The organism is Leisingera sp. S232 (assembly GCF_049800895.1).
Classification (GTDB): domain Bacteria; phylum Pseudomonadota; class Alphaproteobacteria; order Rhodobacterales; family Rhodobacteraceae; genus Leisingera.
The window spans coordinates 156477-182735 of sequence record NZ_JBNAFX010000003.1 but is presented as its reverse complement, the minus strand read 5'-3'; the positions used below and the strand labels follow the sequence as shown (position 1 = coordinate 182735).

General features: G+C 58.2%; 28 protein-coding genes and 1 tRNA gene. 12 read left to right on the top strand and 17 right to left on the bottom strand.

The window, feature by feature from the left end:
• Positions 1-9 precede the first annotated feature (9 nt).
• The 4 genes from ACP151_RS03745 to ACP151_RS03730 are packed head-to-tail and all read left to right on the top strand — an operon-like array spanning position 10 to position 3466.
• Positions 10-723: an ABC transporter ATP-binding protein gene (locus ACP151_RS03745; RefSeq protein WP_424977516.1), complete on the top strand. Its 714-nt coding sequence runs from the start codon at positions 10-12 to the stop codon at positions 721-723.
• 3 nt (positions 724-726) lie between these two features.
• Entirely contained in the window at positions 727-1137 is a 411-nt protein-coding gene (locus ACP151_RS03740; protein ID WP_424977515.1) for a hypothetical protein, read from the top strand.
• Entirely contained in the window at positions 1137-2147 is a 1011-nt protein-coding gene (locus ACP151_RS03735) for a branched-chain amino acid ABC transporter permease (RefSeq protein ID WP_424977514.1), read from the top strand. The genes ACP151_RS03740 and ACP151_RS03735 overlap by 1 nt, the downstream gene beginning before the upstream one ends.
• Positions 2144-3466 carry a branched-chain amino acid ABC transporter permease gene (locus ACP151_RS03730; protein WP_424977513.1) on the top strand — a complete coding sequence of 441 codons (1323 nt, stop codon included), beginning with the start codon at positions 2144-2146 and terminating at the stop codon, positions 3464-3466. The genes ACP151_RS03735 and ACP151_RS03730 overlap by 4 nt, the downstream gene beginning before the upstream one ends.
• A gap of 338 nt (positions 3467-3804) precedes the next feature.
• Here the strand turns inward: ACP151_RS03730 and ACP151_RS03725 are convergent, their stop codons facing one another.
• Positions 3805-5349, bottom strand: coding sequence for a helicase HerA-like domain-containing protein (locus ACP151_RS03725; protein WP_424977512.1), 1545 nt, complete (start codon positions 5347-5349; stop codon positions 3805-3807).
• A gap of 494 nt (positions 5350-5843) precedes the next feature.
• Between ACP151_RS03725 and ACP151_RS03720 the strand changes: the two genes are divergently transcribed.
• The gene (locus tag ACP151_RS03720) at positions 5844-6491 is read left to right on the top strand and encodes an invasion associated locus B family protein (protein WP_424977511.1); all 648 of its coding nucleotides are present in this window, start codon (positions 5844-5846) and stop codon (positions 6489-6491) included.
• A 56-nt stretch (positions 6492-6547) separates the two neighbouring features.
• On the opposite strand, the gene ACP151_RS03715 is transcribed toward ACP151_RS03720, so the two are convergent.
• Genes ACP151_RS03715 through ACP151_RS03700 form a run of 4 tightly spaced genes read right to left on the bottom strand, consistent with a single transcriptional unit; the run spans position 6548 to position 10810 of the window.
• On the bottom strand, positions 6548-7756 hold the full coding sequence (locus tag ACP151_RS03715; protein ID WP_424977510.1) for a beta-ketoacyl-[acyl-carrier-protein] synthase family protein: 1209 nt from the start codon (positions 7754-7756) through the stop codon (positions 6548-6550).
• A 6-nt stretch (positions 7757-7762) separates the two neighbouring features.
• Entirely contained in the window at positions 7763-8020 is a 258-nt protein-coding gene (locus ACP151_RS03710; RefSeq protein ID WP_424977509.1) for an acyl carrier protein, read from the bottom strand.
• Between the two features lie 48 nt (positions 8021-8068).
• Positions 8069-9142, bottom strand: coding sequence for a UDP-3-O-(3-hydroxymyristoyl)glucosamine N-acyltransferase (lpxD, locus tag ACP151_RS03705; RefSeq protein ID WP_424977508.1), 1074 nt, complete (start codon positions 9140-9142; stop codon positions 8069-8071).
• Positions 9143-9181: 39 nt separating this feature from the next.
• On the bottom strand, positions 9182-10810 hold the full coding sequence (locus tag ACP151_RS03700; protein WP_424977507.1) for a L,D-transpeptidase family protein: 1629 nt from the start codon (positions 10808-10810) through the stop codon (positions 9182-9184).
• Positions 10811-11157: 347 nt separating this feature from the next.
• On the opposite strand from ACP151_RS03700, the gene ACP151_RS03695 reads away from it, so the two are divergent.
• Both ACP151_RS03695 and ACP151_RS03690 read left to right on the top strand, forming a co-directional pair.
• A complete protein-coding gene (locus ACP151_RS03695) occupies positions 11158-11727 on the top strand; it encodes a YcbK family protein (RefSeq protein WP_424977505.1) in 570 nt (189 codons plus the stop codon).
• Between the two features lie 165 nt (positions 11728-11892).
• Positions 11893-11969: transfer RNA gene (locus tag ACP151_RS03690), tRNA-Arg, on the top strand.
• Positions 11970-11997: 28 nt separating this feature from the next.
• On the opposite strand, the gene ACP151_RS03685 is transcribed toward ACP151_RS03690, so the two are convergent.
• Positions 11998-12876, bottom strand: a complete 879-nt coding sequence (locus tag ACP151_RS03685) for a LysR family transcriptional regulator (protein WP_424977504.1) — start codon at positions 12874-12876, stop codon at positions 11998-12000.
• A gap of 99 nt (positions 12877-12975) precedes the next feature.
• Between ACP151_RS03685 and tmpA the strand changes: the two genes are divergently transcribed.
• Both tmpA and tmpB read left to right on the top strand, forming a co-directional pair.
• Complete coding sequence (gene tmpA / locus ACP151_RS03680; protein ID WP_424977502.1) at positions 12976-14109, top strand: 2-trimethylaminoethylphosphonate dioxygenase; 1134 nt, start codon at positions 12976-12978, stop codon at positions 14107-14109.
• Between the two features lie 3 nt (positions 14110-14112).
• Positions 14113-14709 (top strand): (R)-1-hydroxy-2-trimethylaminoethylphosphonate oxygenase, encoded by a 597-nt coding sequence (tmpB, locus tag ACP151_RS03675; RefSeq protein WP_424977501.1) that lies wholly within the window; start codon positions 14113-14115, stop codon positions 14707-14709.
• 253 nt (positions 14710-14962) lie between these two features.
• Here tmpB and ACP151_RS03670 read toward each other — a convergent pair whose 3' ends face one another.
• The 11 genes from ACP151_RS03670 to ACP151_RS03620 form a co-directional block, all read right to left on the bottom strand.
• The gene (locus tag ACP151_RS03670) at positions 14963-16183 is read right to left on the bottom strand and encodes a cysteine desulfurase (protein ID WP_424977600.1); all 1221 of its coding nucleotides are present in this window, start codon (positions 16181-16183) and stop codon (positions 14963-14965) included.
• Positions 16176-16760 carry a YIP1 family protein gene (locus tag ACP151_RS03665; RefSeq protein WP_424977500.1) on the bottom strand — a complete coding sequence of 195 codons (585 nt, stop codon included), beginning with the start codon at positions 16758-16760 and terminating at the stop codon, positions 16176-16178. The genes ACP151_RS03670 and ACP151_RS03665 overlap by 8 nt, the downstream gene beginning before the upstream one ends.
• Complete coding sequence (locus tag ACP151_RS03660) at positions 16757-17242, bottom strand: YIP1 family protein (protein WP_424977499.1); 486 nt, start codon at positions 17240-17242, stop codon at positions 16757-16759. The genes ACP151_RS03665 and ACP151_RS03660 overlap by 4 nt, the downstream gene beginning before the upstream one ends.
• Positions 17242-18522, bottom strand: coding sequence for a SufB/SufD family protein (locus ACP151_RS03655; protein WP_424977498.1), 1281 nt, complete (start codon positions 18520-18522; stop codon positions 17242-17244). Before ACP151_RS03655 ends, ACP151_RS03660 begins: the two co-directional genes overlap by 1 nt.
• A complete protein-coding gene (sufC, locus tag ACP151_RS03650; RefSeq protein ID WP_424977497.1) occupies positions 18522-19280 on the bottom strand; it encodes a Fe-S cluster assembly ATPase SufC in 759 nt (252 codons plus the stop codon). The genes ACP151_RS03655 and sufC overlap by 1 nt, the downstream gene beginning before the upstream one ends.
• Positions 19281-19355: 75 nt before the next feature.
• Positions 19356-19670: a heavy metal-binding domain-containing protein gene (locus ACP151_RS03645; RefSeq protein ID WP_024089904.1), complete on the bottom strand. Its 315-nt coding sequence runs from the start codon at positions 19668-19670 to the stop codon at positions 19356-19358.
• Between the two features lie 124 nt (positions 19671-19794).
• Positions 19795-20319 carry a hypothetical protein gene (locus ACP151_RS03640; protein WP_424977496.1) on the bottom strand — a complete coding sequence of 175 codons (525 nt, stop codon included), beginning with the start codon at positions 20317-20319 and terminating at the stop codon, positions 19795-19797.
• A 135-nt stretch (positions 20320-20454) separates the two neighbouring features.
• The gene (gene sufB, locus ACP151_RS03635; protein WP_424977495.1) at positions 20455-21978 is read right to left on the bottom strand and encodes a Fe-S cluster assembly protein SufB; all 1524 of its coding nucleotides are present in this window, start codon (positions 21976-21978) and stop codon (positions 20455-20457) included.
• 14 nt (positions 21979-21992) lie between these two features.
• Positions 21993-23036 (bottom strand): cysteine desulfurase family protein, encoded by a 1044-nt coding sequence (locus tag ACP151_RS03630; RefSeq protein ID WP_424977494.1) that lies wholly within the window; start codon positions 23034-23036, stop codon positions 21993-21995.
• Positions 23033-23536: a hypothetical protein gene (locus tag ACP151_RS03625; protein ID WP_424977493.1), complete on the bottom strand. Its 504-nt coding sequence runs from the start codon at positions 23534-23536 to the stop codon at positions 23033-23035. The genes ACP151_RS03630 and ACP151_RS03625 overlap by 4 nt, the downstream gene beginning before the upstream one ends.
• 2 nt (positions 23537-23538) lie before the next feature.
• Positions 23539-23997: an Rrf2 family transcriptional regulator gene (locus tag ACP151_RS03620; protein ID WP_424977492.1), complete on the bottom strand. Its 459-nt coding sequence runs from the start codon at positions 23995-23997 to the stop codon at positions 23539-23541.
• Between the two features lie 185 nt (positions 23998-24182).
• Between ACP151_RS03620 and ACP151_RS03615 the strand changes: the two genes are divergently transcribed.
• From ACP151_RS03615 to ACP151_RS03605, 3 genes are read left to right on the top strand one after another with little or no spacing between them, the layout of a single operon-like run.
• Entirely contained in the window at positions 24183-24836 is a 654-nt protein-coding gene (locus ACP151_RS03615; protein ID WP_424977491.1) for an alpha/beta hydrolase, read from the top strand.
• Positions 24836-25081 (top strand): hypothetical protein, encoded by a 246-nt coding sequence (locus tag ACP151_RS03610; protein ID WP_424977490.1) that lies wholly within the window; start codon positions 24836-24838, stop codon positions 25079-25081. The genes ACP151_RS03615 and ACP151_RS03610 overlap by 1 nt, the downstream gene beginning before the upstream one ends.
• On the top strand, positions 25078-26247 hold the full coding sequence (locus tag ACP151_RS03605) for an HD domain-containing protein (RefSeq protein ID WP_424977489.1): 1170 nt from the start codon (positions 25078-25080) through the stop codon (positions 26245-26247). Before ACP151_RS03610 ends, ACP151_RS03605 begins: the two co-directional genes overlap by 4 nt.
• The last annotated feature ends 12 nt before the right edge of the window (positions 26248-26259 follow it).

Sequence of the window (26259 nt, the reverse complement as noted above, 5' to 3'; positions counted from 1 at the left end):
GGGCAGCGAATGTCTGAACCATTCCTGATTGGCGACTGCATGACAGGCGGATACGGTAAGGGGCCGGATATCCTGCATGACTGCACCATTGCCGTGAACCCCGGCGAAATCGCTGTGATCGTGGGCCCGAACGGGGCCGGAAAATCCACTGCCATGAAGGCGGTTTTCGGGATGCTGAACGTGCACTCAGGCACGGTGCGGCTGGGCGGCGAGGATATCACTGCACTGTCGCCGCAGGACCGGGTCGTCAAGGGTATGGGATTTGTGCCGCAGACCAGCAATATCTTCACGTCGATGACGGTGGAGGAAAATCTGGAGATGGGCGCCTTTATCCGAACTGATGATTTCCGGGACACGATGGAGCAAGTGTATCACCTGTTCCCGATCCTGCGCGACAAGCGCAACCAGCCCGCGGGCGAATTGTCCGGCGGCCAGCGCCAGCAGGTGGCAGTGGGGCGCGCGCTGATGACCAAGCCCAAAGTGCTGATGCTGGATGAACCCACGGCGGGTGTGTCCCCCATCGTGATGGATGAGCTGTTCGACCGCATCATCGAGGTCGCCCGCACCGGGCTGCCGATCCTGATGGTGGAGCAGAACGCCAAGCAAGCGCTTGAGATCGCGGACAAAGGCTATGTTCTGGTGCAGGGGCGCAATGCCTATACCGGCACTGGCAAAGAGCTGCTGGGCGATCCCGAAGTGCGCAAGTCGTTCCTGGGAGGGTGAAGGATGTTCCTACCCCGGTTAACTCACCGCGACGGTTTGCTTACTGTTTTGAGCACAGGTGTAATAGTAGCGGTTTCCAGCACACTCCAAGCTGCTCCGCTGCAGCACGGCTGCCTCTTCGATCACGTTGCAAAAGTAACAAACGAAGGCATGCAGAGGGCTGATGTGGCCTTACAGGTAACTGTTGCTCACCGAAAACGCAGTGGACGCGTAATCGTGGATGGCAGCGGTGACTACAAAGCCCGTGCCAAGTCTTTCGATAACGGCGCAGTCGAGTACTTCTTCAAGACAGGCGTCTCGAAAGAAACAATCACGATAAGCCCGCAAGGCGAAGCCCTCTGGGACATCCGTTTCAGAAATGAGGATTACATGGTTTATGTCGGAACCTGCGGCGCAGTAGAGGTGGCTTCCTGATGGATCTTCTCAACGCCCTCGTGGCGCTTACCAATTTTGTTGTTGTCCCCGGGCTGGCCTATGGCAGCCAACTGGCGCTCGGTGCGCTGGGGGTGACGCTGATCTACGGGATCCTGCGGTTCTCGAACTTTGCCCATGGCGACACCATGGCGTTTGGCGCGATGGTCACGATCCTGATCACCTGGCTGTTTCAGTCTATGGGGATCAGTGCAGGCCCGTTGCCGACGGCACTGTTGGCCCTGCCCTTTGGCATTCTGGGCACCATCGGCCTGGCGCTGCTGACTGACAAGACCGTTTACCGGTTTTACCGCGCACAAAAGGCGAAACCAGTGATCTTTGTCATGGTCTCGCTGGGTGTGATGTTCATGATGAACGGCATCGTGCGTTTCATCATCGGCCCCGGCGACCAGCGGTTTGCCGACGGCGAGCGTTTCATCATCAAGGCGCGCACCTTCAAGCAGATGACCGGCCTCAATGAAGGACTGGCGATCAAGACAACCCAAGGCATCACCGTGATCACCGCAATCATCGTGGTGGCGGTGCTGTTCTGGTTCCTGAACAAGACCCGCACCGGAAAATCCATGCGGGCCTATTCGGATAACGAAGATCTGGCGCTCTTGTCGGGCATCAACCCGGAGCGCGTGGTGATGTACACCTGGATGATCGTCGCGGCGCTGGCGACCATTGCAGGTGTGCTTTACGGCCTCGACAAGTCTTTCAAGCCCTTCACCTATTTCCAGCTGCTGCTGCCGATCTTTGCCTCCGCCATTGTGGGTGGCCTCGGCAACCCGCTGGGGGCCATTGCCGGCGGCTTCATCATCGCGTTTTCTGAGGTGACGATCACCTATGCCTGGAAAAAGGTTCTGAACTACGGCCTGCCGGACAGCCTGGCGCCGGACGGGTTGGTTCAGCTTCTCAGCACCGACTACAAATTCGCTGTTTCCTTTGCGATCCTGATTGTTGTCCTCCTGTTCAAGCCCACCGGCCTTTTCAAAGGGAAAGCGGTATGACCGAGACCATGAAACATACCCTTCTTTTCGTCTTTGTCGGCGTGATGATCGTGCTCGAGGGCATGACCGACTTTCTGTTCTTCTCCGGGTCCTGGAACTCGGCGCTGGTGATCCTGAACATGGGGCTGATTTCGGCCATCATGGCCATTGGCGTGAACATCCAATGGGGCTTTGCCGGGTTGTTCAACGTCGGCATCATGGGCTTTACCGCGCTTGGTGGGCTGGCAGTTGTGCTGGTGTCGACCCCGGTGATCCCGGCGGCCTGGTCGTCCGGTGGTATCAGCATCGTCATGGCACTGGTGATGGGTGCGCTGACCGTCGTGTCGGCCGTCATGATCACCAAGTTCCTGCCCGCAGGCAAGCTGCGCACCGCTGTTTTGCTTGCAGTGCTAATCGTGGGCTTCTTTGTCTACCGCGCGATCTTTGATCCGGCTGTCGGCTCAGTCGAGGCGATCAACCCGGCCCTGCAGGGCAATATCGGCGGCCTGGGCCTGCCGGTACTGCTGGCCTGGCCCGCAGGCGGTTTGCTGGCCGCCGGGGCTGCCTGGCTGATTGGCAAGACGGCTTTGGGGCTGCGCTCTGATTATCTGGCGATTGCCACGCTGGGGATTGCCGAGATCATCATTGCTGTGCTCAAGAACGAGGACTGGCTGTCGCGCGGTGTGAAAAACGTGGTCGGCCTACCCCGGCCGCTGCCTTATGAGGTGGATCTGCAGAACGATCCGGGCTTTGTCGAGCGCGCTGTGGGGTTTGGTCTGGACCCGGTTCTGGCTTCAACGATCTATGTGAAGGCAGGTTATGCGCTGATGTTCACTGCGGTTCTGCTGGTGCTTCTCTGGATGGCGCAGATGGCGCTCAAGAGCCCCTGGGGCCGGATGATGCGTGCAATCCGCGACAATGAAACGGCTGCCGAAGCGATGGGTAAAAACGTGACCCGCCGCCATCTGCAGATCTTTGTGCTGGGATCTGCCATCTGCGGCATCGCCGGTGCAATGATGACCACGCTGGACAGCCAGATGACTCCGGGCACCTACAACCCGCTGCGCTTTACCTTCCTGATCTGGGTGATGGTGATTGTCGGCGGCTCCGGCAACAACTTTGGCGCAGTGCTGGGCGGCATGCTGATCTGGTTCTTCTGGATCAAAGTGGAGCCAATGGGCATCCTGCTGATGGAGCTGGTGACCTCTGGCATGGCCGAAGGCAGCGCCCTGAAAGCGCATCTGCTGGAAAGCGCGTCGCACATGCGGCTGTTCACCATGGGGCTGATCCTGCTTCTGGTGCTCAGGTTCAGCCCGCGCGGCCTGATCCCGGAGAAATAGTCCGCATCATCGGGATGGCTCCTGCGCCACACAGTCTTCAGAGTAAATCTGACAAGAGGGTCGCGGTGAAAACCGCGGCCCTTGTTTTCTGGCACTGCTCGCGCTTCCTGTCGGCTTTTTACGCGGCGGACTTCGCCGTCCGGGGATTGGGCAACCATCTGCCTGAGCAGACATATCTTGTTACCTCTGGCACGTCCTGGGCCAATGCAACGGTGTCCTTGCAGATGCTGTTCGGCGCAGCGCTTCCCGTTCTGGTACCGCTTCAGCTGGCTTTTGGGCTGTCCGGGACGCTTTCTGCGCTGGCTCTTGCTGTTGGAGCTGTTTCTGCGGCGCGAGCCCTAGCGCCCCTTGAACAAACTGCCCAGAATACCCCGGACAATGCGGCGTCCGGTGGTTCCTTTCAGCTCCTTTATCACCGCCTCGGACATGGCAGAGGCAAAGGTATCCTTTTTCCGGTAGGACCGAGAGGTGGACCGGCTAACCCTTGAACCGGAATAACGCCTGGCAGCGTTAAACTCACGTGCTGCGGGTTCCGGGGCTTCCTCTGCTACTGCTTCTGCCGCCTGTGCCTCCTGGGCTGCGGCCTGGGTCCGCTGGGCCAGTATTTCATACGCCGAACGCCGGTCCACGGGATTGTCATATTTTCCGGCCATGTCAGATGCTTTCAGCATCCGTCTACGCTCATCCGCCGTTATCGGACCAAGCTGTGAACTTGGCGGCCTGATCAGCGTGCGTTCCACCACGCCAGGCACCCCTTTCTTTTGCAGCACCGAAGTCACCGCTTCGCCAACGCCGACTTCACGAATGGCGTCTTCCGTCGAAAACCGCGGGTTTTCCCGGTAGGTTTCCGCTGCAAGCCGCAGCTTTTTGCGGTCTTTGGCAGTAAAGGCACGCAGCGCGTGCTGGATGCGGTTGCCAAGCTGCCCCAGAATGTCTTCCGGCACATCTGCAGGGTTCTGGGTGATGAAATAGATACCAACACCTTTGGAACGGATCAGCCTGGCGACCTGCTCCACCTTGTCAATCAGCGCCTTTGGTGCGTCCTCAAACAGCAGGTGCGCCTCGTCGAAGAAAAACACCAGCCTTGGCTTGTCAGGATCGCCAACTTCCGGCAGCTCCTCAAACAACTCGCTTAAAAGCCACAGCAGGAAAGTGGAATAAAGCCCCGGCGCCGCCATCAGTTTGTCCGCCGCCAGAATATTGACCATACCCTTGCCGGCCGCGTCGCAGCGTATCAGATCGCTCAGTGCCAGAGCCGGTTCGCCGAACAGACCCGCACCACCCTGATTTTCCAGCACCAACAGGCGCCGTTGAATAGCGCCAATCGAGGCCGTCGAGACATTGCCGTAACGCAACGATAGCTGGCTCCGGTTTTCGCCGATCCAGACCAACAGCGCCTGCAAGTCCTTTAGATCCAGCAGCGGCAAGCCTTCCTCGTCGGCAAGCCGGAAGGCGATATTCAAGATACCTTCCTGCGCTTCGCTCAGCTCCAGCAGTCGGGCCAGCAGCAAGGGTCCCATTTCGGCCAGGGTGGTGCGAACCGGGTGGCCCTGTTCACCAAACAGATCCCAGAAGGTCACCGGGCAGGCATGATATACATAATCTGCAAAACCAATTTTGGCCGCTCGCGAAGTAAATGCCCCGTGCAGCTTGTGGCTTTCTGTGCCCGCCTTCGCCAGCCCCGACAGGTCTCCTTTTACATCGGCCAGGATCACCGGCACGCCTGCGTTCGAAAATCCTTCTGCCAGGATTTGCAAGGTCACTGTCTTGCCTGTGCCGGTTGCACCAGCGATCAGCCCATGACGGTTGGCATATTTCAGGGACAGTCCTTGCCTGTCTCCATATTCTTCCCCGCCGCCGCCGATGAATAAGCTGTCTGCCATAACTACCCTGCCCATTTTTTTCCTGTGGATAACAATACAACGTTAACTTTTTGATGCGATAGTAATTCTTGCCCGCCCCAGCACATGCGGTTGCCGTGGCGGACATTTCCTCCCTGTCAGACTGGCCGTGCCTTGTGCACGGCCTCCTTTTTTTGGCAACCTGCCTACAAAACGGGCATTGCCGACCAGGAAGCCGGACAGAAGCACGCAATTTTCACTAAATCCAGTCCTGCAGGAATTTTTTTGAACTTCAATGTTGACCGATGGCCAGCCCTTTCGTAACTTCCTACGCAATAACTAAGTCGGCCAGTCCGACGGGGAGATGCAAATACGAAAAAGGGGGCCTTATGGTTCCCTTTTTTGTATTCTTTCAGCACCTTCCAAGGTTGAGCCGCTTTGGGCGGAATTCCCCTCTTTTGCTTTGTTATTGGCCTGACACTGCTCGGGCGGCGTGCTAAACGCAGTAACAGCGTCTTTAGAAAAATGAGGCATTTATGTTGAAGTCCCTGACCCCGATCACGCTGGCCACGGTGCTTGCGATGACCGCGCCGCTGGCAGCGCAGGAAACCGCCGCCGAGGAATCCGGTGCCACCGAACAGGCCACCGGGGCGGAAACCGCCGGGCAGACAGGATCAACCGCGGATCAGCTGCTGGATCTGGGTGAACCGGTTGATGCCGGCCCCAACCTAGGTGAGCGGTACTCCAAAGAAAAGCACGGCGACTGGGATCTGGCCTGTATCAGGACCGAAGCCGAAAACGACCCCTGCTCACTGCTGCAAATCCTGAACGGGCCGCAAGGCAACCCGATGGCAGAAGTGTCCATGTTCCGCATTGATCAGCAAGGCGGTCAAGCGGTTGCGGGCGCCACCGTGATTGTTCCCTTGGAGACCCTGCTGCCAGCTGCATTGACCATCTCTATCGATGGTGCCCCGGCCAAGCGGTACAATTACTCCTTCTGCAATCAGCTGGGCTGTGTGGCACAGATCGGTCTGACCCAGGGCGACATTGACGCCTTTAAAAAGGGCAATGAAGCCGTTCTTACGCTGCGTCCGGCACCGGCTCCCAACCAAGTTGTAGAGATGAAACTCTCGCTTAGCGGCTTTACCGCCGGCTATGACGTCGTGGATGTGGTCAAGCAATAACGTTCTTGCACCTAAAAAGTGCCGCGAACCAAGACAGTTCGCGGCGCTTTTTTCGATCAGACCTTACGCAGCGCAAGCACTGCGTTCAGCCCGCCAAAGGCAAACGCATTGGTTAGGGCAACGTCAACGCTGGCCTCACGGGCCTGGTTGGGAACCACATCCAGCGCACATTCAGGATCCGGCTCCTGATAACCTATGGTCGGGGCAATCACACCGTCCCGCAGCGCCATGATACAGGCCAGAAGCTCCACCGCACCAGTGCCGCCAATCAAATGGCCATGCATTGATTTGGTGGAAGAAATCATCAGGTTATCAGCCTGAGGGCCAAATACATCTGCCACCGCAGCGCATTCTGTCTTGTCATTGGCAGCCGTGCCGGTGCCATGCGCGTTGATATATCCGACTTCGGAGGCATCCACCCTGGCGTCCTGCAAGGCGCCCGAGATCGCCCGCGCCGCCCCCTGTTTGCTGGGCATCACGATATCGGCGGCGTCTGAAGACATGGCAAAACCGATAACTTCGCAAAGGATCTCAGCGCCCCGCGCCTTTGCATGTTCGTATTCCTCGAATACAAAAATCCCGGCGCCTTCGCCCTGAACCATGCCGTTGCGATTGGCGCTGAAAGGACGGCAGGCATCCTTTGACATCACCCGCAGCCCTTCCCAGGCCTTGACCCCGCCAAAACACAGCATCGATTCCGAACCGCCTGTGATCATGACCGGGCTCATGCCGGAACGCACCATTTGAAATGCCTGCGACATGGCGTGGTTCGACGATGCACAAGCGGTAGAGACCGTAAAGCTGGGGCCCTTGAGATTGAACTGCATTGACACATGGCCAGCCGCTGCGTTGTTCATCAGCTTTGGCACCACAAAAGGATGTACTCTGTTTTTGCCGTCCTCATAGACACTGCGGTAGTTTTCATCCAGCGTCTGCATGCCACCGCCGGAATTGCCCAGAACAACACCGGCCTTGGCTGACAATTCGCCATGAAATTCCAGTCCGGATTGCTCAATCGCCTCTTTGGCAGCAGTCAGAGTGAACTGGGTGAACCGGTCATATAGGCTCATCTGTTGACGGTTAAAACGGCCTTCGGCCTCAAACCCGCGGACCTGGCCACCAATCTTGATTGCCAGACGGTCCACATCGCGGAACTCCAGCTCGCCGATACCGCAACGGCCTTCACGCATAGCTTCCAGTGTGTCAGGCACCGAATGCCCCAGAGCATTGATCGTTCCTGCCCCGGTGATAACGACTCGTTTCATGGAGCTTTACGCTTTCTCCAGAACAAGCTTGTCGATCCCGGCAACGATAGCGGCGACGTTGGAAATGTCGAAATCGCTCTTTTCCGGTTCGTTTGCGTTGAAGGAGATCGAAATGTCGAACTCTTCTTCAATTGCAAAAATGCTTTCGACCAAACCCAGGCTGTCGATGCCCAGATCCTCCAATGTGTTGTCGAGGGTCACATCGGACGGCTCCAAAACCGCCTGCTCCGCAATGATTGCGATGACCTTCTCCTGCGTGCTCATTTAGGACCCCCGATCGTTTAGGCTGAGGCAGATGTAGTAACTCGGCGGTTACTTGAAAACAGCCTTCTTTAACAATTCGATGTCACGCATCAAACGCGGCAGGCGACGCTGCGCTTTGTATATCTCTGTGTGGGTTTCCATCTTTACGCTGGGGTACCCCATGATAACGCGACCGTCAGGCACATTGGACAGAATCTTGGTGCCGCCGGCGGCAATCACACCGTTACCGACAAAGATATTGTCTGCCACGCCGCATTGACCGCCAAGAACCACATTATTGCCGATGTCCACTGAACCAGAGATCCCGGTTTGCCCGCACAGAAGGCAGTCATTGCCAACACGGGTGTTATGACCAATGTGCACCTGATTGTCGATCTTCGTTCCGTCACCAATCACCGTGTCGCGTATGGTTCCATTGTCGAGGGTGCAGTTGGCACCGATCTCAACATCATCGCCGATCGTCACAGCGCCCAAAGAATGGATGCGGACCCAGGACTGTGCCTTGGCCTCGCCCTGGTCGCCCAGGGTTTTCCTTACATTCTCTGCCCCCGACACTTCCGGTGTGACAAAAGAAAATCCGTCACCGCCAACCCGCGCGCCAGGCTGCGCCCGAAACCGATTGCCAATCCTGGCGCGGGCACCAATCGACACCATTTCGCGCAGATGAGCGCCTTTACCAATCACAGAATCAGCACCGACATAGCAATGCGGGCCAATGACCGAGCCCGCTCCGACCTTTGCCCCCGCAGCAATAATCGACAACGGGCCGACTGAGACGCCCTCGCCCAGTTCGGCAGAAGGATCAATGACCGCCGAAGGGTGAATGCCCGCAGCGAACCCTTGGCCGCGATCCAGCATTGCCGTCAGCCCAGACATGGTCATCCGCGGACGTGGCGCGAAAATGGCAGCCTTCAGGCCAAAGGACTGCCAATCGGCCCCCTCCCACAAGATAGCCGTCTGGGCTTGCCCCTTTTGCAGGCCTTCCGCGTATTTCGGGGCCATGGCCATAGCAATCTGATCCGACCCTGCGTCCTGCGGCTCAGCAGCACCTGCGATTTGCAGGTCCAGGTCGCCCTGCGCTTCGGCCCCCAGGGACTCAGCGATCTGGCGGATTGTGAACATTGCAGGCCCTTTCAGAATTATCCTGTATGGGCCTGATATTTACCCCTGAACGCTGGGCAGCACCACCCCTGCCCGCTCCAGAGCCGCCCAGACTTTGGCGTCACGCCCATAGACATCGCGGCGGAACTCAGCGCGCCCTTTACCGGACACAACAGCTGTCCGGTAAATGATATGAACCGGGACTTTGGTCTCCAGCTCAACCTTGGTTTCCTTGCCCGACTTCAGAATGCGCTGGAAGAAATCCTTGGGATTCTCTGTTTGTTTGGCCAACAGCGCATAGGCAAATTCAAACGGCTGTGCGAGACGGATGCAACCATGCGAGAAGGCACGCACTTCGCGGGAAAACAGGCTTTTCTGCGGGGTGTCGTGCAGATAGATATTGTATTTGTTCGGGAACATGAATTTGACCAGCCCCAATGCGTTGCGACTGCTGGGCGGCTGACGCATCGAAAACGGGAAATTCCGGGCCGTGTACTGAGAAAAATCAGCCGAGCCGCGGTTGACCACACGACCGCGGCGGTCGGTAATCTGGATGTGGCCAACAGCATTTGGGTTGTTCCGCAGCTTTGGAAGGTATTCCTTGGTGATGATAGAGCGCGGCACATACCAACTGGGGTTGATCACCATATGCTCCATCTCGTCAGAGAATTCCGGGCTCCGGCGGTCATGCGTATTCTTGCCGATCACCGATCGCGTCTCAAACGTGACATCGCCGTTGTCGACAATCTTGGCCGAGAAATCAGTTTGATTAACCAGAACATGCCGTTCACCACGTTCCGGCGTCAGCCAACGCTCCCGCTCCATCGCAACGATGATAGATTTCAGTCGGGCGCTCACTGGCTTGTTGATCTCGTCAATCGTACCAGATCCGGCAACGCCATCGACCTCCAGCCCGTGGTCCGACTGGAAACTTTGAACGGCTTTTTCCATAGCAGCATCATAGCTGCGCGCAGCACTGCGCGGCAGATATCCCATCAGCATCAGCCGGTTGCGCAACGCAATCACAGCCGGGCCCTGATCGCCTTTTTCCAGCTTCTTGGCCTTCACGGTCGGCCCCCAGCCGCCTGCTGCCAAAATCTGCTCCAGCCGCAGCTTCTCTCGCATCAGGCCGCGGTACTGCGGCGAGGCCGGGACCAGGCTGCGCATATAGGCATAAGGCTGGGTGTCACGGACTCCTGCCAGGAAACTGGCGCCGTCCACGGTATGTTTTTTGCGCACCATGCCATCATCGATCCGCGACGGCACCAGCAGCCCGGTGCGAAGATCTGTTGCATAGTCCACCAAGGCCCTGCTCAGCGCGGCTTCGACATTGCCGATGTCACGGGTGGTCCGCACATCGCGCATTTGCTGCATCAGCGCATTTACCTCCGCAGAGCGGTCCGGCAAGCCATGAGCCTGTGCTTCCTTCAGCGCAGCCAGCAACGCATTGCGGCGCTGCCCCGAGGCGGCATCCTGCCCCGTCCAAATCGCCTGGTAGCCATTCTCCCGGTAAAATTCCGCCACCGGGTCGCTGCCGTATGCCGCCTCCGCAACGGCCTGGCGGAAAGCCGCCGAAACCTCTGCCTGCGCAGAACTGGAAACAGTCCCTGTAACCAAGCCGCCCAATGCCAAAGCAAACAGCCCTGCTTTGATCCCAGGGAAAAGGTGTTTTGCAGAAGCAAGCGTCATAATTTCCGGTCCTTGCGCTGATTTTGTCAATGTTGCCAGTGCCTATCTGAAATACTGGAAAATGCCAGCAGCTATTGTCCATTCACAATCTAGAAATATGAACATTGATGCACCAATACCGCCCCTATGAAACCCAACCGCAACAGTCGCGGGGAAAAGGTGCCGCCAACTCCCCTTATGCGCAGAAATTCGCCGAAAATTCGGGTACCGGGGTCACTGCGGCAAAGAAATGTTGGAACAGGATTCTCTGTGTGCCATACATACCGCACGTTAACTTCACAAGTTAGCGAGCCTGTAACATCGGGCGACTAGGCAGGACTAAAAGCGTACGGGACGGCGCAGTGAAAATGGCAAAAACCACGGGCACGGGGATCTCCCGGCGTTCACTTCTGGGTGTATTTGCTGCAACCGCAGTAGTAGCAGCCCCGACCTTCTCCAATGCAGCAGGTTTGCTTCGCGGTGGTGGCGATATTCGGCGTATCCGCATGTATTCCGGCCGGACCGGCGAACGCATTGACATGGTGTATTGGATAGACGGCGATTACATCAAAGACGCCGTCAAAGAAATCAACCACTTCATGCGTGACTGGCGGTCGGATGAAGTCAAAAGCATGGACCTGCGCACCATCGACATTATGGCTGCTTCGCACAATCTGCTGGACGTGAATGAGCCTTACTTGCTGCTCTCCGGCTATCGCAGCCCCAAAACCAACGCCATGCTGCGCAACCGCTCTCGCGGCGTCGCAAAGAACTCGCTGCATATGCGCGGCCAGGCCGCCGACCTTCGTCTTGCGTCCCGCTCTGTATCGCAAATGGCACAAGCAGCCGAGGCTTGCCATGCCGGCGGTGTTGGCAAGTATCATCGCTCGAATTTTGTGCATATGGATTGCGGAGTTGTGCGGTCGTGGCGCGGATGACCCCTCCTTCCTTTGCATGAATGCAAGCCTGTACGTTGCGTGCAGGCTTTTTTATTTTACGGCACAGCCCCATTTCAACGGTATTGCCCCCTGTCAGGAAATTGGAAGCAGGCAGTTTTTCCCGTTGCAGAGGCTGCAAAGCGCGGGTATACCCCGGCTAACAACGCACCTGTAGCTCAGCTGGATAGAGCGCTGCCCTCCGAAGGCAGAGGCCAGAGGTTCGAATCCTCTCAGGTGCGCCATTTTCACAATATTTCAACAACTTAGCCTTTAAGGCATATGTTGTCTCAACGCATCCGCCAGCTTCTCCAAAAGCGCCTTCTGCCGAGGAGACTTGCCAAGGCTGGGTGGCCAGGTCAGCCAATAGCCGTCAATCGTGGACAGCTCAGGAGCAGGCAAGCAGACCAATTGCCCCGCTCGAAACAAGTTTGCAGCCAAAGCCCGGGACCCTAAAACGACCCCCATTCCCATCCGCGCGGCCCTCAGCGCATGGGCCATGGAATCGACGGATACTGGCCCGGCCACAGGTTCATCCTCTCCGGTCGCCCGCGCCCATTCCGCCCAGCCCGGCCGTTCGCCACGCAGCTCGATGGCCGGCAACTGGCGCCAATCCTCGGCATGTTCCGGCGCCGCCATTGGCTGCAGCACTTCATCCGCAATCAAAACACTGCCGCGCCCTGGCCAGCTGCCGCGCCCGTAGCGAATATGCACAGCCCCGTCGGCGGTTTCAAAGTCCAGCCTCTTGGGCACAGTTTCCGTCACCAGCCGCAGTTCGGGGTGGCTTTGTGAAAATGCTGCAAGGCGTGGGAGCAAAAGCAGTTCCAGATGAGACGGCTGGGCTGCAATCCGCAGTTCCCGGATGCTTTGCCCAAACAGATTTTCGGTGCCCTGCTCCAACGCGCGCAGGGAATCATGCACCAGTGGCAAGTAGCTTTCCCCATCCACAGTCAGCGATACACCGCGGGCTGAACGAATAAACAGCTGGCGCCCCAGCCACGCCTCCAGATTGCGGATCCGCTGGCTGACCGCGGCCTGTGTTGCACCGAATTCCTCTGCGGCGGCGGTAAAACTGCCGTGGCGGCCAGCGGCCTCGAACACTTTGAGCCAATCGAGCGGCGGCAGCCCCTGTTTGGTGACTTTCCTAGCCATTAGAAAACCTAACTCTCAAACACCGTTTTCCGTCGTTCTCTTGATGGCTCAGCGACGCTAGCAAGGCAAGTAAGAACCAGGCCAACCGGAGAGACCCTCATGCCCCGTTCCGTAACCGCCGATGCATCCGGCAGATATCTGACCCTGACATTTGATGACGGCCAAGAATGCCGTTTCCACGCGATCTGGCTGCGTGACAACGCGCTGGACTCTGCGACCCGCTCACCCGGCAATGGCCAGCGGCTGATCACCATCGGCGATATTCCGGCGGACACTAAAATCAGCACAGCCTTGACAGAAAACGGCGCGCTGACCGTGACGTTCGCCCCCGAAGGCAAGACCGTCACATACCCCGGTGACTGGTTGAAGTCACACGCCTATGACGTTGATCGAACATCAGAGTTTGGCCGATTGGCACCGGGCATTGAAACCTGGAACAGCAGCCAGCCAGCGCCGACATTCGATTGGAACAAGGTTCAATCCGACCCCAAAGTCAAACGAGACTGGCTGGATGCCATTGCCCGCCTCGGCTTTGCCAAGCTGGTGAACGGCCCAGTTGCCGAAGGCGCATTGATCGAAAACGCTGAAATGTTCGGCTTTGTCCGGGAAACGAACTATGGCAGATACTTCGAGGTCCGCACCGAAGTGAATCCGACCAACCTCGCCTATACCGGTCTGGGCCTGCAGGCGCATACCGACAACCCCTACCGGGATCCGGTTCCCAGCCTGCAGATCCTGTACTGCCTGGAGAACTCTGCCGAAGGCGGCGAGAGCATCGTCGTTGATGGCTTCCGCGCAGCTGAACGGCTGAAAGCAGAGAACCCCGAAGGCTTTGCCCTGCTCGCAGGCTACCCGGCCCGGTTCGAATACAAGGGCTCCGATGGTGTGCACCTGCGCGCCCGCCGCCCGATGATCGAACTGTCCCCCGACGGCGAGCTGGTCGGCATGCGCTTCAACAATCGCTCCTCGGCTCCCTTTGTCGATATCCCGTTCGAGAAGATGGAGGCCTATTACGCCGCCTACCGCCGCCTGGGAGAGTTCATCGACGATCCTGACATGGGCGTGTCCTTCAAGCTGGAGCCCGGCGAAAGCTTCATTGTCGACAACACCCGCGTGATGCATGCACGCCTGGGGTATTCGGGTTCCGGCTCGCGCTGGCTGCAGGGGTGCTACGCCGACAAGGATGGGCTGCTGTCGACCCTGAACGTTCTGAACGCCCAGTTGGAGGCCTGAATCATGAGCAAGCCGGACTTCAGCAAGCTGACCCAAGACAATATTGTCGCCTTCATCGGTGACATCTTTGACCGGCGCGGTGACGAAGAATACCTGGGCGAACCGGTCACCATGACCGAGCACATGCTGCAGGGCGCCACCATTGCCGAACAGAACAACCAGCCGGAAGAGATCATCGTTGGGGCGCTTCTCCACGATATCGGCCATTTCACCAGCGAGTTCGGCACATTCAGCATGGACGACACTCAGGATCGCTTTCACGAGGAAGCCGGCGCCGAGGTTCTGGAGCAGTTCTTCCCGTCGGTCATCACCGACTGCGTGCGGTATCACGTGGCGGCCAAACGCTATCTCTGCGCCACCAAACCGGAATATTTTGACCGTTTATCAGAGGCTTCCATCCACTCTCTGAACCTGCAGGGCGGTCCGATGACTGCCGAAGAGGTCGCAGAGATGGAAAAGAACCCGAACCTCAGGCAAATCATCGCGGTGCGCTATCTGGATGAAGCCGGCAAGCGCGCGGACATGGAGACGCCGAACTATTGGCACTTTGCGCCGATGGTGCAGCGGATGGTGGACAAGCATATGGCCGCCACGGCATGAATGCATACGCGTATATCCTTGAGCCCAGCTTCAAGCGCGCGCTGCCCTGGCAGGACGTGCCGCTGACCCGCGCGACTGAGTAAAGTGTCAAAGATATCCGCAGGTAAACAAGTCTTTTGTTATCCTGGCTGCGTTGCCCTGGATGATCTGAAGCCCAGGAAGGTTGTGACCTTCTGGTGCGACGCGCAAAAGAGATTGGAAATCAAAACGGCGCCCTACTCGGCGCCGTTTTTTGGTTAATCATCAGCCAAGTTCAGGCAAACAATTCATGCGCCAGTTCCAGCGCGTCGATCAGCGTGTCGACCTCATCCTTGGTATTGTAAAGGCCAAAGGATGCGCGGCAGGTGGCAGAGACGCCAAGATGATCCATCAACGGCCCCGCACAGTGGTGGCCTGCACGCACCGCCACACCCTTTTTGTCGAGGATGGTGGAGATGTCATGAGCATGTGCTGCACCATCCATGGTAAAGCTGAAAATCGCAGCCTTTCCAGGCGCCTGACCCTGCACGTTAATCCAGTTTAGACCTGTCAGCCGCGCCAGAGCATAGTCGCGCAAAGCCTCCTCGTGCTTGGCAATGTTGTCCATGCCAAGCGCCATCATATACTCCAGCGCCACACCCAAACCGATGGTCTGCACGATGCCTGGTGTACCGGCCTCGAACTTCATCGGCGGATCGTTGTAAATGACCTCCGCCTTGGAGACCTCCTTGATCATGTCGCCACCGCCAATGAAGGGGCGCATCTCAGCCATGCGTTCCGGCTTGATGTAAATCGCACCGGATCCGGAGGGACCATACAGTTTGTGACCGGTGATCGCATAGAAATCGCAGCCGATGTCCTGCACATCGACTGGCATATGCACGGCGCCTTGTGACCCGTCCACCATTACCGGCACACCCTTGGCGTGGGCGCCCTGGGTGATCGCCTTGACGTCGACAACAGTGCCCAGAACGTTGGAACACTGGGTGACCGAAACCAGCTTGGTCTTGGGGGTGATCGCGTCGATCACTTTCTGCGGATCAAGGCTGCCGTCATCAGCCACATCGACCCATTTCAGCACCACCCCCTGGCGTTCGCGCAGGAAGTGCCAGGGCACGATATTGGCGTGATGCTCCATCACCGACAGAACAATTTCATCGCCCGCTTCAAACCGGGGCATGGCCCAGCCGTAGGCAACCAGATTGATGCCTTCGGTGGTGCCGGAGTTCAGAACGATTGTGTTCTCGTCACCTGCATTCAGAAATTGTGCAACGATCCCGCGAACTGCTTCGTACTTCTCAGTTGCAAGGTTAGAAAGAAAGTGCAAACCACGGTGAACGTTAGAGTATTCCTCAGCATAGGCCTTGGTTACAGCGTCGATCACAACCTGCGGCTTTTGCGCCGACGCACCGTTGTCCAGATAGGTCAGCGGCTTGCCATTCACCTCACGCGAGAGGATCGGAAAGTCAGCGCGGATTTTTTCCAGGTCATACATTGTCAGGAAGTCCCAGATTGGCTGGGCCAATCAGACCCACAATGAAAAGAAGGGCAAAAACCAGGATCAGGCTCGCCATCAGAACCACACCCAACGACCGCCATACAGAGCTGAACCTGTGCGCTGCATTGACGAAATGCAAGAGGATGAAGAACACAATGATATTGGCCGCAATATTCAAGAGCGCAGCAAGGGTGGGCATCACCAAAAACGCCAGCACAATGGCACCATTCAAGGCAGCTTGCAGCAATTGCAACCAAGTGACCAACGCCAGCATAGACGGCAAGCTTCCCTGCCCGCCCAGCCAGCGCCCGGATGTGGACAGCATGGCAATGAAGCAAAGCTGCAGAACCAGAACGATGGCAAAATAGGCTCCTGGCGCAAACCGCGGCAAAAGAACCTCTGGCGGCAGTGGGAACAGGATTTTCTGTGCAGTGTAAACACATGTGTTCAGAACCACAGACAGCAGGAAACCCGTCCACAACGCTTCCCGCGGCCACTGCTGCGCCAGAATATGTTGCGCAGCATCCCGCGGCGACTTGATCGTCAGCAGGGCAAAGGCAGCAAGCGCGTTCATGATCTGGCCCAGTATCCTTGGATCATGCCAGACACCCAGAACCAGACGAACACCGCGCACCAAAGCACGCCCACAAGGTTCAGCGCCGAACCCGGCCCGATGAATCCGGCCACCAGACCGTTCAGCAGCATCAGCGGGCTGGAAGCCAGAAATGCCCAGAACAGCGCCAGACGCGCACAGTAAGCATCCGCCTTGCCGCCTGCAGCACGGGCAACCCAATGCGCCAGCAGCGCAAGCACATAAAGCAGCAGCGGCGCAATGAAAACCAATGCCAGCAAGGAGCCGCCCAGCAGTATATTCAGCTCTTGCCCCGTCAAATACGCCTCGCGCGCCAATTTGGGCATCTGGGCAATAAACGTCAGAACACAGCCGCTGATCAGGAAAATCAGCAACCGATCCTCACGGGCGCCCATGTTCAGAAGCCGCGCAAACACCTTGCGCGGCCCCATATAGGTCGCCGGGATATCCGTGGTGACAGACATCAGTGGCGCCGGGCCAGCCAGCCTTCGAGACGGTCGATGATGGCCGCTGCAACATCGTCGTCTTCGACTTCCTCAACGGCCTCAGCCAGAAAGGCCAGCGTCATCAGATCGATCGCCTCTGCCTTGGGCACCCCGCGCGAGCGCAGATAGAACAGGCCTTCCTCATCGATCGCACCCGATGTGGAACCATGCGAACAGGCGACGTCATCGGCATAGATTTCCAGCTCTGGCTTGGCCAGGAACTGGCTGTCATCGTCCAGCAGCAGCGACTGGGAAATCTGATATCCGTCAGTCTTTTGCGCGCCTTCCTTCACCAGGATCTTGCCCTGAAAGACACCGGTTGCCCCATTGCGCAGAACCTTTTTGAAAACCTGACGGCTTTCGCAGTTCACAGCGTCATGGGTGACGAACACGGTGTCGTCATGGTGGAAATCGCCGTCACCAACGCATGCGCCCGCGATATGCGCAACCGCGTCGTCGCCGGTCAGTTCGATCACGGCCTCGTCGCGGGTCAGCACGCCGTTCACTGTCAACGTGAAGGACTTGAAGACGGACTCGGTGCCGAGACGGGCGAACAGATGCGTTGCCGCGCGGCGCTCATGGTCGCGGCCCTGCGCGCGCACCAGATGCAGCGCACCGCCGTCAGCCACGTCGATCTCCATGCATTTGTTGAAGCGCGCCGCTGCCGGACCGTTTTCCAGGATCGTTGCAGAGGCGCCGCTGTCGACCTTCACCACATGGTGCAGGATCGCATCCGATGCGTCTTTCGCGTGACGGTAGATCAAGTTCACCGGCTTGGATGGCGTTCCGGTCACATGGATCACCACACCATCGGTGGCAAAGGCGGTATTCAACGCTGCCAGCGGGCGCTGAACAGGCGTCTGCCCGCGCGCTTCAAGAACACCGTACAAGTCTTTGGCCCAATGGATGTCTTTCTCGCAGATATCCGCGATACGCTCGATGGAAATCCCGTTCAGCGACAGATCATCGGAAGCTTCGGCGTCAAAGACACCATCCACAAAGACCACTTTCAGCCGGTCAAACCCGTCGAACATCGGGGATTCACCGGTTTCAAACACAGCGGCCTTGGGCGGCTCTGCTGCGGTCAGCGTGTCAGGACGGGTGTACTTCCAGTACTCATCCCGGCGGCTGGGCAGCCCCATGGTCTGGACCCGCGACAACGCCGCCTGGCGCGCCGCCTTGAGGCAACCACCGTCAGGCAACGCCATACCGGCCAGCCGCGCCTCGGTTGCGGTTTGCTTTGCTTCAGCCAGTGCCATTACGCGTCCACCTCGGCCAGGATGCCGGCGTAGCCGTTGTTTTCCACTTCCAGCGCCAGCTCAGGGCCGCCAGTTTTGACAATGCGGCCGCCCGCCAGAATATGCACCACGTCCGGTTTGATGTGATCCAGCAGGCGCTGGTAATGGGTGATCACCAAGAAGCCACGATTTTCATCGCGCAGGGCATTCACACCTTCGGCCACCAGTTTCATCGCATCCACGTCAAGACCAGAGTCGGTCTCGTCCAGAATGCACAGCTTCGGCTCCAGCATCGCCATCTGCAGGATCTCGTTGCGCTTTTTCTCACCGCCAGAGAAGCCCACGTTGACCGGGCGCTTCAGCATATCGGCGTCGATCTTCAGCGTTTTTGCCTTGGCGCGCACTTCTTTCAGGAAGTCAGAGGCTGACAGTTCCTCTTCGCCGCGAGCCTTGCGCTGTGCGTTCACAGCCGTGCGCAGGAAGGTCATGTTGCCAACGCCGGGGATTTCCACCGGGTACTGGAATGCCAGGAACATGCCCGCCGCGGCGCGCTCTTCCGGCTCCAGCTCCAGAATATCTTCGCCATTCAGAGAGGCCGAGCCTTCGGTGACCTCATACCCGTCACGGCCTGACAGCACATAAGACAGGGTCGACTTGCCCGAGCCGTTCGGCCCCATGATGGCGTGCACCTTGCCAGCCTCGACCTTCAGGTCCAGACCTTTCAGGATCTGCTTTTCTTCATCTTCAAGTTTAACTTTCAGGTTCTTGATTTCGAGCATTTTTTCCTCGTCTCATATGTCGTGCAGGCCTGCGGCCCGCGATATTCCCATGGCCCCTGCGGGGCCGTTTCATTTCTATCCCAGCACCACAGCGGTGCCGCTGGCCGAGACCATCAGCATGGACTGCCCGACCACTTCGTAATCCAGATCAACACCAACGACGGCATTTGCGCCCTTGTCCCGGGCGCGGTCTTCCAGCTCTGCCAGCGCGGTTTCGCGCGCGTCCTGCAGCTTGCTTTCATAGGCGCCAGAGCGACCGCCGACGATGTCAGTGATCGAGGCAAAGACATCGCGCACCACATTGGCGCCCATGATCGCCTCACCCACCACGATGCCCTTGTATTCGGCAATCTGGTAGCCTTCGACATTTGGTGTGGTTGTGACGATCATCGTTCAGCCTCTCTGGCATAGAGGACTGCAACGTCAGTCGCATGGACTTGGCGCACAGCTGCAGTGGCGCCGCAGCCTCTTTCCGATTTCCTTAGTCCCGCCTCGAATGCAGTAAAGCGAGATATCAGTTTCGATAAACGACCGGCGGTTTGGCCGCCGCACTTGGCTCCGGCTCTCCAATTTGGAAAGTGAAGCCAAACACGTACAGCGAGTTCGGAGGCGCAAGCTTCTGTTGCTGCACCACCCAATCCTTTGAAAACAGCGTCTCCATTGGCACGGGCACCCAATGCGCAAGGTTGTGCATGCAAAATGCCATCACCGTGACGCCGATGGCCTGCGCTGCCTTGAACTCGGCTGCGTCGAACTTGAAAAACTGCGTTACGGCCCAGCAACTCGCCAAGGCCAGCACCAGATCGGTTCCGAGACCGAAAAGCGCCTGTCCTTCGGGAACGCCCACAAGGTGGAACCGGATATATCTTGCCAGAAGAACAGACAGCAGTCCGGAGGCAACGGCCAGAAGCAGTCGGATTGGATACCCAGAATTCTCCACCGTTCGCGCCAGTCGCCCGGGACGTGCCGGTTTCAGACCTTGCTGGCGCTGGTGCTCCGACGAGATCCGGCAAAGCCGTTCCTGAAAATTCTGGTCCAAGCGCTGCCTCACGCACAATCAAAGCCACACGATGGGAGTGAATTAATCCCCTAAAAGGAGAATGGCAAAGTGCGGGAATCCTGCCCTTGCGCTGCCTCCTTGCTCGTGCTGGTTTCTGCTGTCCGGCGCGGTCCATCAGCCCACAGACCCTTCCAGCGAGATCGCGACCAGTTGCTGGGCTTCCATGGCGAACTCCATCGGCAGCGCCTGCAGCACGTCCTTGCAGAAACCGTTCACTACCAGGGCCACCGCCTCTTCCTCGTCCATGCCGCGCTGGCGGCAGTAGAACAGCTGGTCATCATCGACCTTGGACGTGGTCGCCTCATGCTCCACGCGGGAGGAGTTGTTCTTGACCTCGATATAGGGAACCGTGTGCGCGCCGCATTTGTCACCGATCAGCAAGCTGTCGCACTGGGTGTAGTTGCGCGAATTCTTGGCCTTGGGGTGCATCGACACCAGACCACGGTAGGTGTTCTGCGCCTTGCCCGCGCTGATACCTTTGGAGACGATGCGCGACTTGGTGTTTTTGCCCAAGTGCACCATCTTGGTGCCGGTGTCGGCCTGCTGCATGTTGTTGGCGATGGCGATCGAATAAAACTCTCCCTGGCTTTCCTCGCCGCGCAGGATGCAGGAGGGGTATTTCCAGGTCACGGCAGAGCCGGTTTCCACCTGGGTCCACATCACCTTGGACCGGTCACCGCGGCAATCGGCGCGCTTGGTCACAAAGTTGTAAATGCCACCCTTGCCGTTCTCATCGCCCGGATACCAGTTCTGGACGGTGGAGTATTTCACCTCGGCGTCTTCTTCGATGATGATCTCGACCACGGCGGCATGCAGCTGCGCGGTGTCGCGCTGCGGTGCAGTACAGCCTTCCAAGTAGCTGACATAGCTGCCTTTATCGGCGATGATCAAAGTACGTTCGAACTGGCCGGTGTTTTCCGCATTGATGCGGAAATAGGTGGACAGCTCCATCGGGCAGCGCACGCCCGGCGGCACGTAGACAAATGAGCCATCCGAGAACACGGCCGAATTCAGCGTCGCATAGAAATTGTCAGACACTGGAACCACAGTGCCCAGGTATTTCTTCACCAGTTCGGGATGCTCGCGGATTGCCTCGGAGATCGAGCAGAAGATCACGCCCGCCTCTTTCAGTTCCTTCTGGAAGGTGGTGCCAACGGATACGGAGTCGAACACCGCATCTACAGCAACCTTGCGGCCCTCTTCCGGAGTTACGCCCGCGCCTTCGATCCCCGCAAGAATCATCTGTTCTTTCAACGGGATGCCCAGCTTTTCGTAAGTAGCCAGAAGCTTGGGGTCGACCTCATCCAGCGACTTGGGCTTCACTTCCATCGATTTCGGGCGGGCATAGTAATACTGATCCTGAAAGTCGATTTCCGGATAGCTGACCATCGCCCAGTCGGGCTCGTCCATCTTTTCCCAGCGTTCAAAGGCCTGCAGGCGCCATTCGGTCATCCATTCAGGCTCTTCGTTCTTGTCCGAAATCAGTTTGACGATATCGGTGTTCACGCCTTTGGGCGCGTATTCCATCTCGATATCGGTTTCCCAGCCGTATTTATAAGCACCGCCGACCTCGCGCACCGCATCCACGGTCTCCTGGTCAACACCTTCCTTGACTTGGGTCTGGTCCAAAGCGGCCATTGTCTTCTCCTCACTCACGCCGCACGGGCGCGATGTTTCTTTTCTTTTTGCAGCCACGCCTCAGCAAAGCGCAGCACGTCTTCTTCCGTTGTCTGAGGCCCCAGCGACACGCGCACCGCGCCTTGGGCTGTGGCCTCGTCATATCCCATTGCGGTCAACACCGCGCTGGCGCGCACCTTGCCGCTGGAACAGGCGCTGCCTGCACTGATCGCAAAACCGCCGAGGTCCATCTGCATGACCTGGGTTTCCCCCTTCCAGCCCGGTGTCGCAAAACACAGGGTGTTCGGCAGCCGCTTTTGATCCTTCCCGACAAAAATAGTATGGGTTGCGCCAGACACAAGCGCCTTTTCTAGAATATTTCTAAGTTCTGCAACCCTGTCCCAGACACCATTTGCCAGATCTTTTGCAGCAACTTCAGCTGCAGCGCCGAAACCCGCGATTCCAATCACATTTTCGGTACCAGACCGGCGGCCCATTTCCTGCCCACCGCCCTTGATCTGGGCTGGCAGATCAGTGCCGCGCTTCATCATCACGGCGCCGATCCCCTTGGGGCCGCCAAATTTATGCGCAGAAATCAGCGCCATTTGAGCGCCCAGCCAGTTGAATGCAACCGGCAGCTTGCCAAAAGCCTGGGTCGCATCTGTGACCGCCAGCCCATCAGGCAAAGCCTGTAAAATGCCGGTCTCAGAATTGGCCAGCTGCAACGTGGATTGCCCGGGATCACGGATGCAAACCGCCCCTTCTGCTGTCACATCCAGATCTTCGGCGATCCAAGCGCGCACGGCATCATGCTCCACTGGGGCTGCATGCAACCCGCGTCCGGCAAGCGCCAGTGCGGCCCCTTCGGTGGAGCCCGACGTAAAGACGATATCCGCCCCATCTGCCCCAAAGGCCGCAGCGATCTGGGCCCGCGCCTTCTCAACCACGGCTTTGGCGGCCCGGCCTTCGGCATGCACCGAAGACGGGTTGCCGCAAACCTCCATTGCCGCACTCATTGCGGCCTTCGCCTCAGGCCGCAGGAGAGCGGTGGCATTGTGATCGAGGTAAACACGTTTCATAGAGTCATCTTTTCACGGGCAACTTCCGCGTCATAATGCGTTTTGTACACGTCTGCAAAGGCCTCGGCATAGTCCAGACGAAGCTGGTAATTGTAGCCAGGCTGCAGGAAATGCGGCGCCTGTCCGGCAGTGTCCTCAAACATCCGAATGAGTAGATGACCAGGCACGTCGATGTGAGCCTTCGCCGGACCGGTCAGGACGTTGTATATCCGGCCCCAGAAATGACGCGACCGCTCCCAAGCTTCCCGGGCCGTGGCAGTCGCCCGGTACAGAAAAATGTAAACTTCACCAGCCGTCATGCCGGCAAAGGCCAGCCGTTCTATCCTTGCGCTCTGCTCGGCCTGATCGCTTCCCTTGACAAGATGCCGGTTCACAGACTCCACAGACCCAAGCCTGGGCGCCAGCGCACCAAAGGCGTCGAAGGCTTCCTGGCCTTGCAGGGACAGATCAATTCCATCCAACCCGCAAATAGCGGGATATTGGGAGAAATCCGGGGACACTTTCAGTCGTCCACCACCGCAAACAAATTCGGCACAGCCGGACAAGGTGCCAGATCATTCTTGATCACATCCGACAGGCGGGTCTGGTGCAGGAACACATAAACATGCGCGCTCAGCCCCTCCCACAGGCGGTTGGTCAAGGATTGCGCGCGGCTGCCGGATAGGGCACCCGACGCCCCTGCCCCCTTGTGCATGGCGTCAACCGTTTCATCCACGGCGGACAGCACATCCACCACCCGCACCTCAGATGGCGTCATCGCCAGGCGATATCCGCCGCCGGGCCCACGCACCGACTCGACCAGCCCGGCGCGGCGCAGCTTCACAAACAGCTGCTCCAAATACGGCAGCGAGATATCCTGGCGCTTGGAAATATCTCCCAGCGGCACCAAAGCGTCCTTTGGTTGCAGTGCAATGTCCGCCAGCGCAACCATCGCATAGCGCCCTTTGGTGGAAAGCTTCATAATTTACCCCTCGAAACCAGGGCGCGAGTGCGAAAACATTGACCTTGCCACAGACTGTGCGTATCTCACCCTGACGGTGTGTGGCTTGGCCAGCGCCCTTGATTAGAACTGTTCTAAGATGCCTGACGGAACCCGTCAAGTTTTCTGACAGCAGACCCGCAACGAGAGTAGGATTTTAACCGCCCATGCCCGAGGTCATCTTTCCTGGACCCGAAGGCCGCCTCGAAGGCCGCTATCACCCGCAAAAAGAAAAAGACGCCCCCATCGCAATTGTGTTGCATCCGCATCCGCAGTTCGGAGGCACCATGAACAACAAGGTGGTCTATAACCTCCACTATGCGTTCTACAACATGGGCTTTACGGTACTGCGGTTCAATTTCCGCGGTGTCGGCCGCAGCCAGGGCGAATACGATCAGGGCGTGGGCGAGCTGTCCGATGCCGCCTCGGCGCTGGATTATCTGCAGTCGATGAACTCCAACTCCAAGCATTGCTGGGTTGCGGGTTTCTCCTTTGGTGCCTGGATCGGCATGCAGCTTTTGATGCGCCGCCCGGAAATCACCGGCTTCATCTCGGTTGCGCCGCCTGCCAATATGTATGACTTCTCCTTCCTGGCGCCCTGCCCGTCTTCTGGGCTGATCATCAACGGTACTGCGGACCGTGTCGCGCCGCCGGCAGATACCGCCAGCTTGGTCGGCAAACTGCATGAGCAAAAGGGCATCACCATCACTCACAATGAGATTGAGGGTGCGGACCATTTCTTCCAGGATCCGCATATGGACACGATGATCGGCGATGTCTCTGACTATGTGAAACGCCGACTGACAGAGAACACCCGCTGATGAGCGGCACCGTCGAAACGCTGGCCCAGAAACTGGCAATCGATACGCTAAAGGTTCAGGACGCATCCGGAGAGGAGCGTCTTTATGTGGAGGTGGGCCAGGTTTTGGGGGCCGCCTCCCAATCTCTGGAAGAGGCATTTCTGACAGAAATGCGCGTGCGTCTTGCTGAACGCAAGGCGCGCGATTTCCTGAACAACAAAGTTGCCGCACTGCAGGCCCAAGCTGAAGAAAAGGGTGAGATATGAGCGCCCGGCTGGATGCTCAGTTCGCTTTCTTGCTGGAGGCCGACAAGCTTCGCGGCGTTGAACGGCAAAATTTGGTACTTGACTGCAGCCGCTGCGAAAACTCGGCCGAGCACAGCTGGCACTTAGCACTGTACGCTCTGGTGCTGGCGCCCTTTGCCGGGCCAGAGGTGAACGTCTTCCGTGCAATCCGGATGCTGCTGCTACACGATCTGGTTGAGATCGATACAGGGGATCATCCGATTACGGATGACGTTGACTGGGAAGCCGTCGCGATATCCGAACAGACTGCAGCCAAGCGCCTGTTTGCTCTGCTGCCTGCAGATCAGGAAGCTGAGTTCCTCGCCCTGTGGCAGGAATTTGAAAAGGCCGAAAGCCCGGATGCCCGGTTTGCAAAGCAGGTAGATCACTGCCAGCCGATTTTTCAAACGCTCTATGGCGCGAAACCGCTGGACTGGCACGTGGAGGTGGTTCGGCAGAATCTGAACGGCGGACGGGCAGCCACGCTGGAACAGGATTTTCCACAAGCCTTTCACCACGCCCTTTCGCTTTTGGGCAAAGACAGCGGCTTTGACTGCGGCCCGCTGACGGCACGGCTGGGCTTCCTGAATGAAGCGGACCAGCTGAAGCTGGTCATCCGGGCGTCCAAGCTCGGCGATGGCTCGCGCCATGAAAACTCCGCCGAACACAGCTGGCACATCATGCTCTATGCTTGGGTTCTGGCCGAACACAGCGTCGCAGAAATTGATGTTGACCGGGTTCTCCAGATGCTTCTGCTGCACGACCTGGTGGAGGTGGATGCCGGCGACACTCCGATTCACGGGGTGACCGGCCCAGAAGTTTTGCAGGCAAAGGCCGAGGCTGAAACAGCTGCTGCCATTCGGCTGTTCGGGCTGCTCCCGCAAGAGCAAGGCAAGCCGATGCTTGCCATCTGGGAGGAGTTTGAAGCCGCCGAAAGCCCGGATGCTGTCTTTTCCAAGTCGATTGACCGGGTGCAGCCAGTTCTGCTGAACCTTCTGAACGGCGGCGGCAGCTGGGTGGATTACAACGTCAGCCTGCCGCAGCTCGACACCCGGGTCGGCGACAAAGTGAACCGCGGCGCGCCCGATGTCTGGACCTATGTGCGGGCACGAATTGAACCCTGGTTCCGGGAAACCGGGCGCCTTTGACGCCCGGAATTC

Bases quoted from the DNA above. Each gene is read 5' to 3' on its own strand.
- ACP151_RS03725 (WP_424977512.1), bottom strand. From the start codon at position 5,349: ATGGCAGACAGCTTATTCATCGGCGGCGGCGGGGAAGAATATGGAGAC.
- ACP151_RS03700 (WP_424977507.1), bottom strand. From the start codon at position 10,810: ATGACGCTTGCTTCTGCAAAACACCTTTTCCCTGGGATCAAAGCAGGG.
- sufC (WP_424977497.1), bottom strand. From the start codon at position 19,280: ATGCTCGAAATCAAGAACCTGAAAGTTAAACTTGAAGATGAAGAAAAG.
- tmpB (WP_424977501.1), top strand. From the start codon at position 14,113: ATGAGCAAGCCGGACTTCAGCAAGCTGACCCAAGACAATATTGTCGCC.
- ACP151_RS03710 (WP_424977509.1), bottom strand. From the start codon at position 8,020: ATGAGCACGCAGGAGAAGGTCATCGCAATCATTGCGGAGCAGGCGGTT.
- ACP151_RS03630 (WP_424977494.1), bottom strand. From the start codon at position 23,036: ATGAAACGTGTTTACCTCGATCACAATGCCACCGCTCTCCTGCGGCCT.
- tmpA (WP_424977502.1), top strand. From the start codon at position 12,976: ATGCCCCGTTCCGTAACCGCCGATGCATCCGGCAGATATCTGACCCTG.
- ACP151_RS03655 (WP_424977498.1), bottom strand. From the start codon at position 18,522: ATGGCACTGGCTGAAGCAAAGCAAACCGCAACCGAGGCGCGGCTGGCC.
- ACP151_RS03645 (WP_024089904.1), bottom strand. From the start codon at position 19,670: ATGATCGTCACAACCACACCAAATGTCGAAGGCTACCAGATTGCCGAA.
- sufB (WP_424977495.1), bottom strand. From the start codon at position 21,978: ATGGCCGCTTTGGACCAGACCCAAGTCAAGGAAGGTGTTGACCAGGAG.
- ACP151_RS03730 (WP_424977513.1), top strand. From the start codon at position 2,144: ATGACCGAGACCATGAAACATACCCTTCTTTTCGTCTTTGTCGGCGTG.
- ACP151_RS03670 (WP_424977600.1), bottom strand. From the start codon at position 16,183: ATGTATGACCTGGAAAAAATCCGCGCTGACTTTCCGATCCTCTCGCGT.
- ACP151_RS03660 (WP_424977499.1), bottom strand. From the start codon at position 17,242: ATGTCTGTCACCACGGATATCCCGGCGACCTATATGGGGCCGCGCAAG.
- ACP151_RS03720 (WP_424977511.1), top strand. From the start codon at position 5,844: ATGTTGAAGTCCCTGACCCCGATCACGCTGGCCACGGTGCTTGCGATG.
- ACP151_RS03745 (WP_424977516.1), top strand. From the start codon at position 10: ATGTCTGAACCATTCCTGATTGGCGACTGCATGACAGGCGGATACGGT.
- ACP151_RS03685 (WP_424977504.1), bottom strand. From the start codon at position 12,876: ATGGCTAGGAAAGTCACCAAACAGGGGCTGCCGCCGCTCGATTGGCTC.
- ACP151_RS03620 (WP_424977492.1), bottom strand. From the start codon at position 23,997: ATGAAGCTTTCCACCAAAGGGCGCTATGCGATGGTTGCGCTGGCGGAC.
- lpxD (WP_424977508.1), bottom strand. From the start codon at position 9,142: ATGTTCACAATCCGCCAGATCGCTGAGTCCCTGGGGGCCGAAGCGCAG.
- ACP151_RS03715 (WP_424977510.1), bottom strand. From the start codon at position 7,756: ATGAAACGAGTCGTTATCACCGGGGCAGGAACGATCAATGCTCTGGGG.
- ACP151_RS03605 (WP_424977489.1), top strand. From the start codon at position 25,078: ATGAGCGCCCGGCTGGATGCTCAGTTCGCTTTCTTGCTGGAGGCCGAC.
- ACP151_RS03615 (WP_424977491.1), top strand. From the start codon at position 24,183: ATGCCCGAGGTCATCTTTCCTGGACCCGAAGGCCGCCTCGAAGGCCGC.
- ACP151_RS03740 (WP_424977515.1), top strand. From the start codon at position 727: ATGTTCCTACCCCGGTTAACTCACCGCGACGGTTTGCTTACTGTTTTG.
- ACP151_RS03695 (WP_424977505.1), top strand. From the start codon at position 11,158: ATGGCAAAAACCACGGGCACGGGGATCTCCCGGCGTTCACTTCTGGGT.
- ACP151_RS03735 (WP_424977514.1), top strand. From the start codon at position 1,137: ATGGATCTTCTCAACGCCCTCGTGGCGCTTACCAATTTTGTTGTTGTC.
- ACP151_RS03665 (WP_424977500.1), bottom strand. From the start codon at position 16,760: ATGAACGCGCTTGCTGCCTTTGCCCTGCTGACGATCAAGTCGCCGCGG.
- ACP151_RS03610 (WP_424977490.1), top strand. From the start codon at position 24,836: ATGAGCGGCACCGTCGAAACGCTGGCCCAGAAACTGGCAATCGATACG.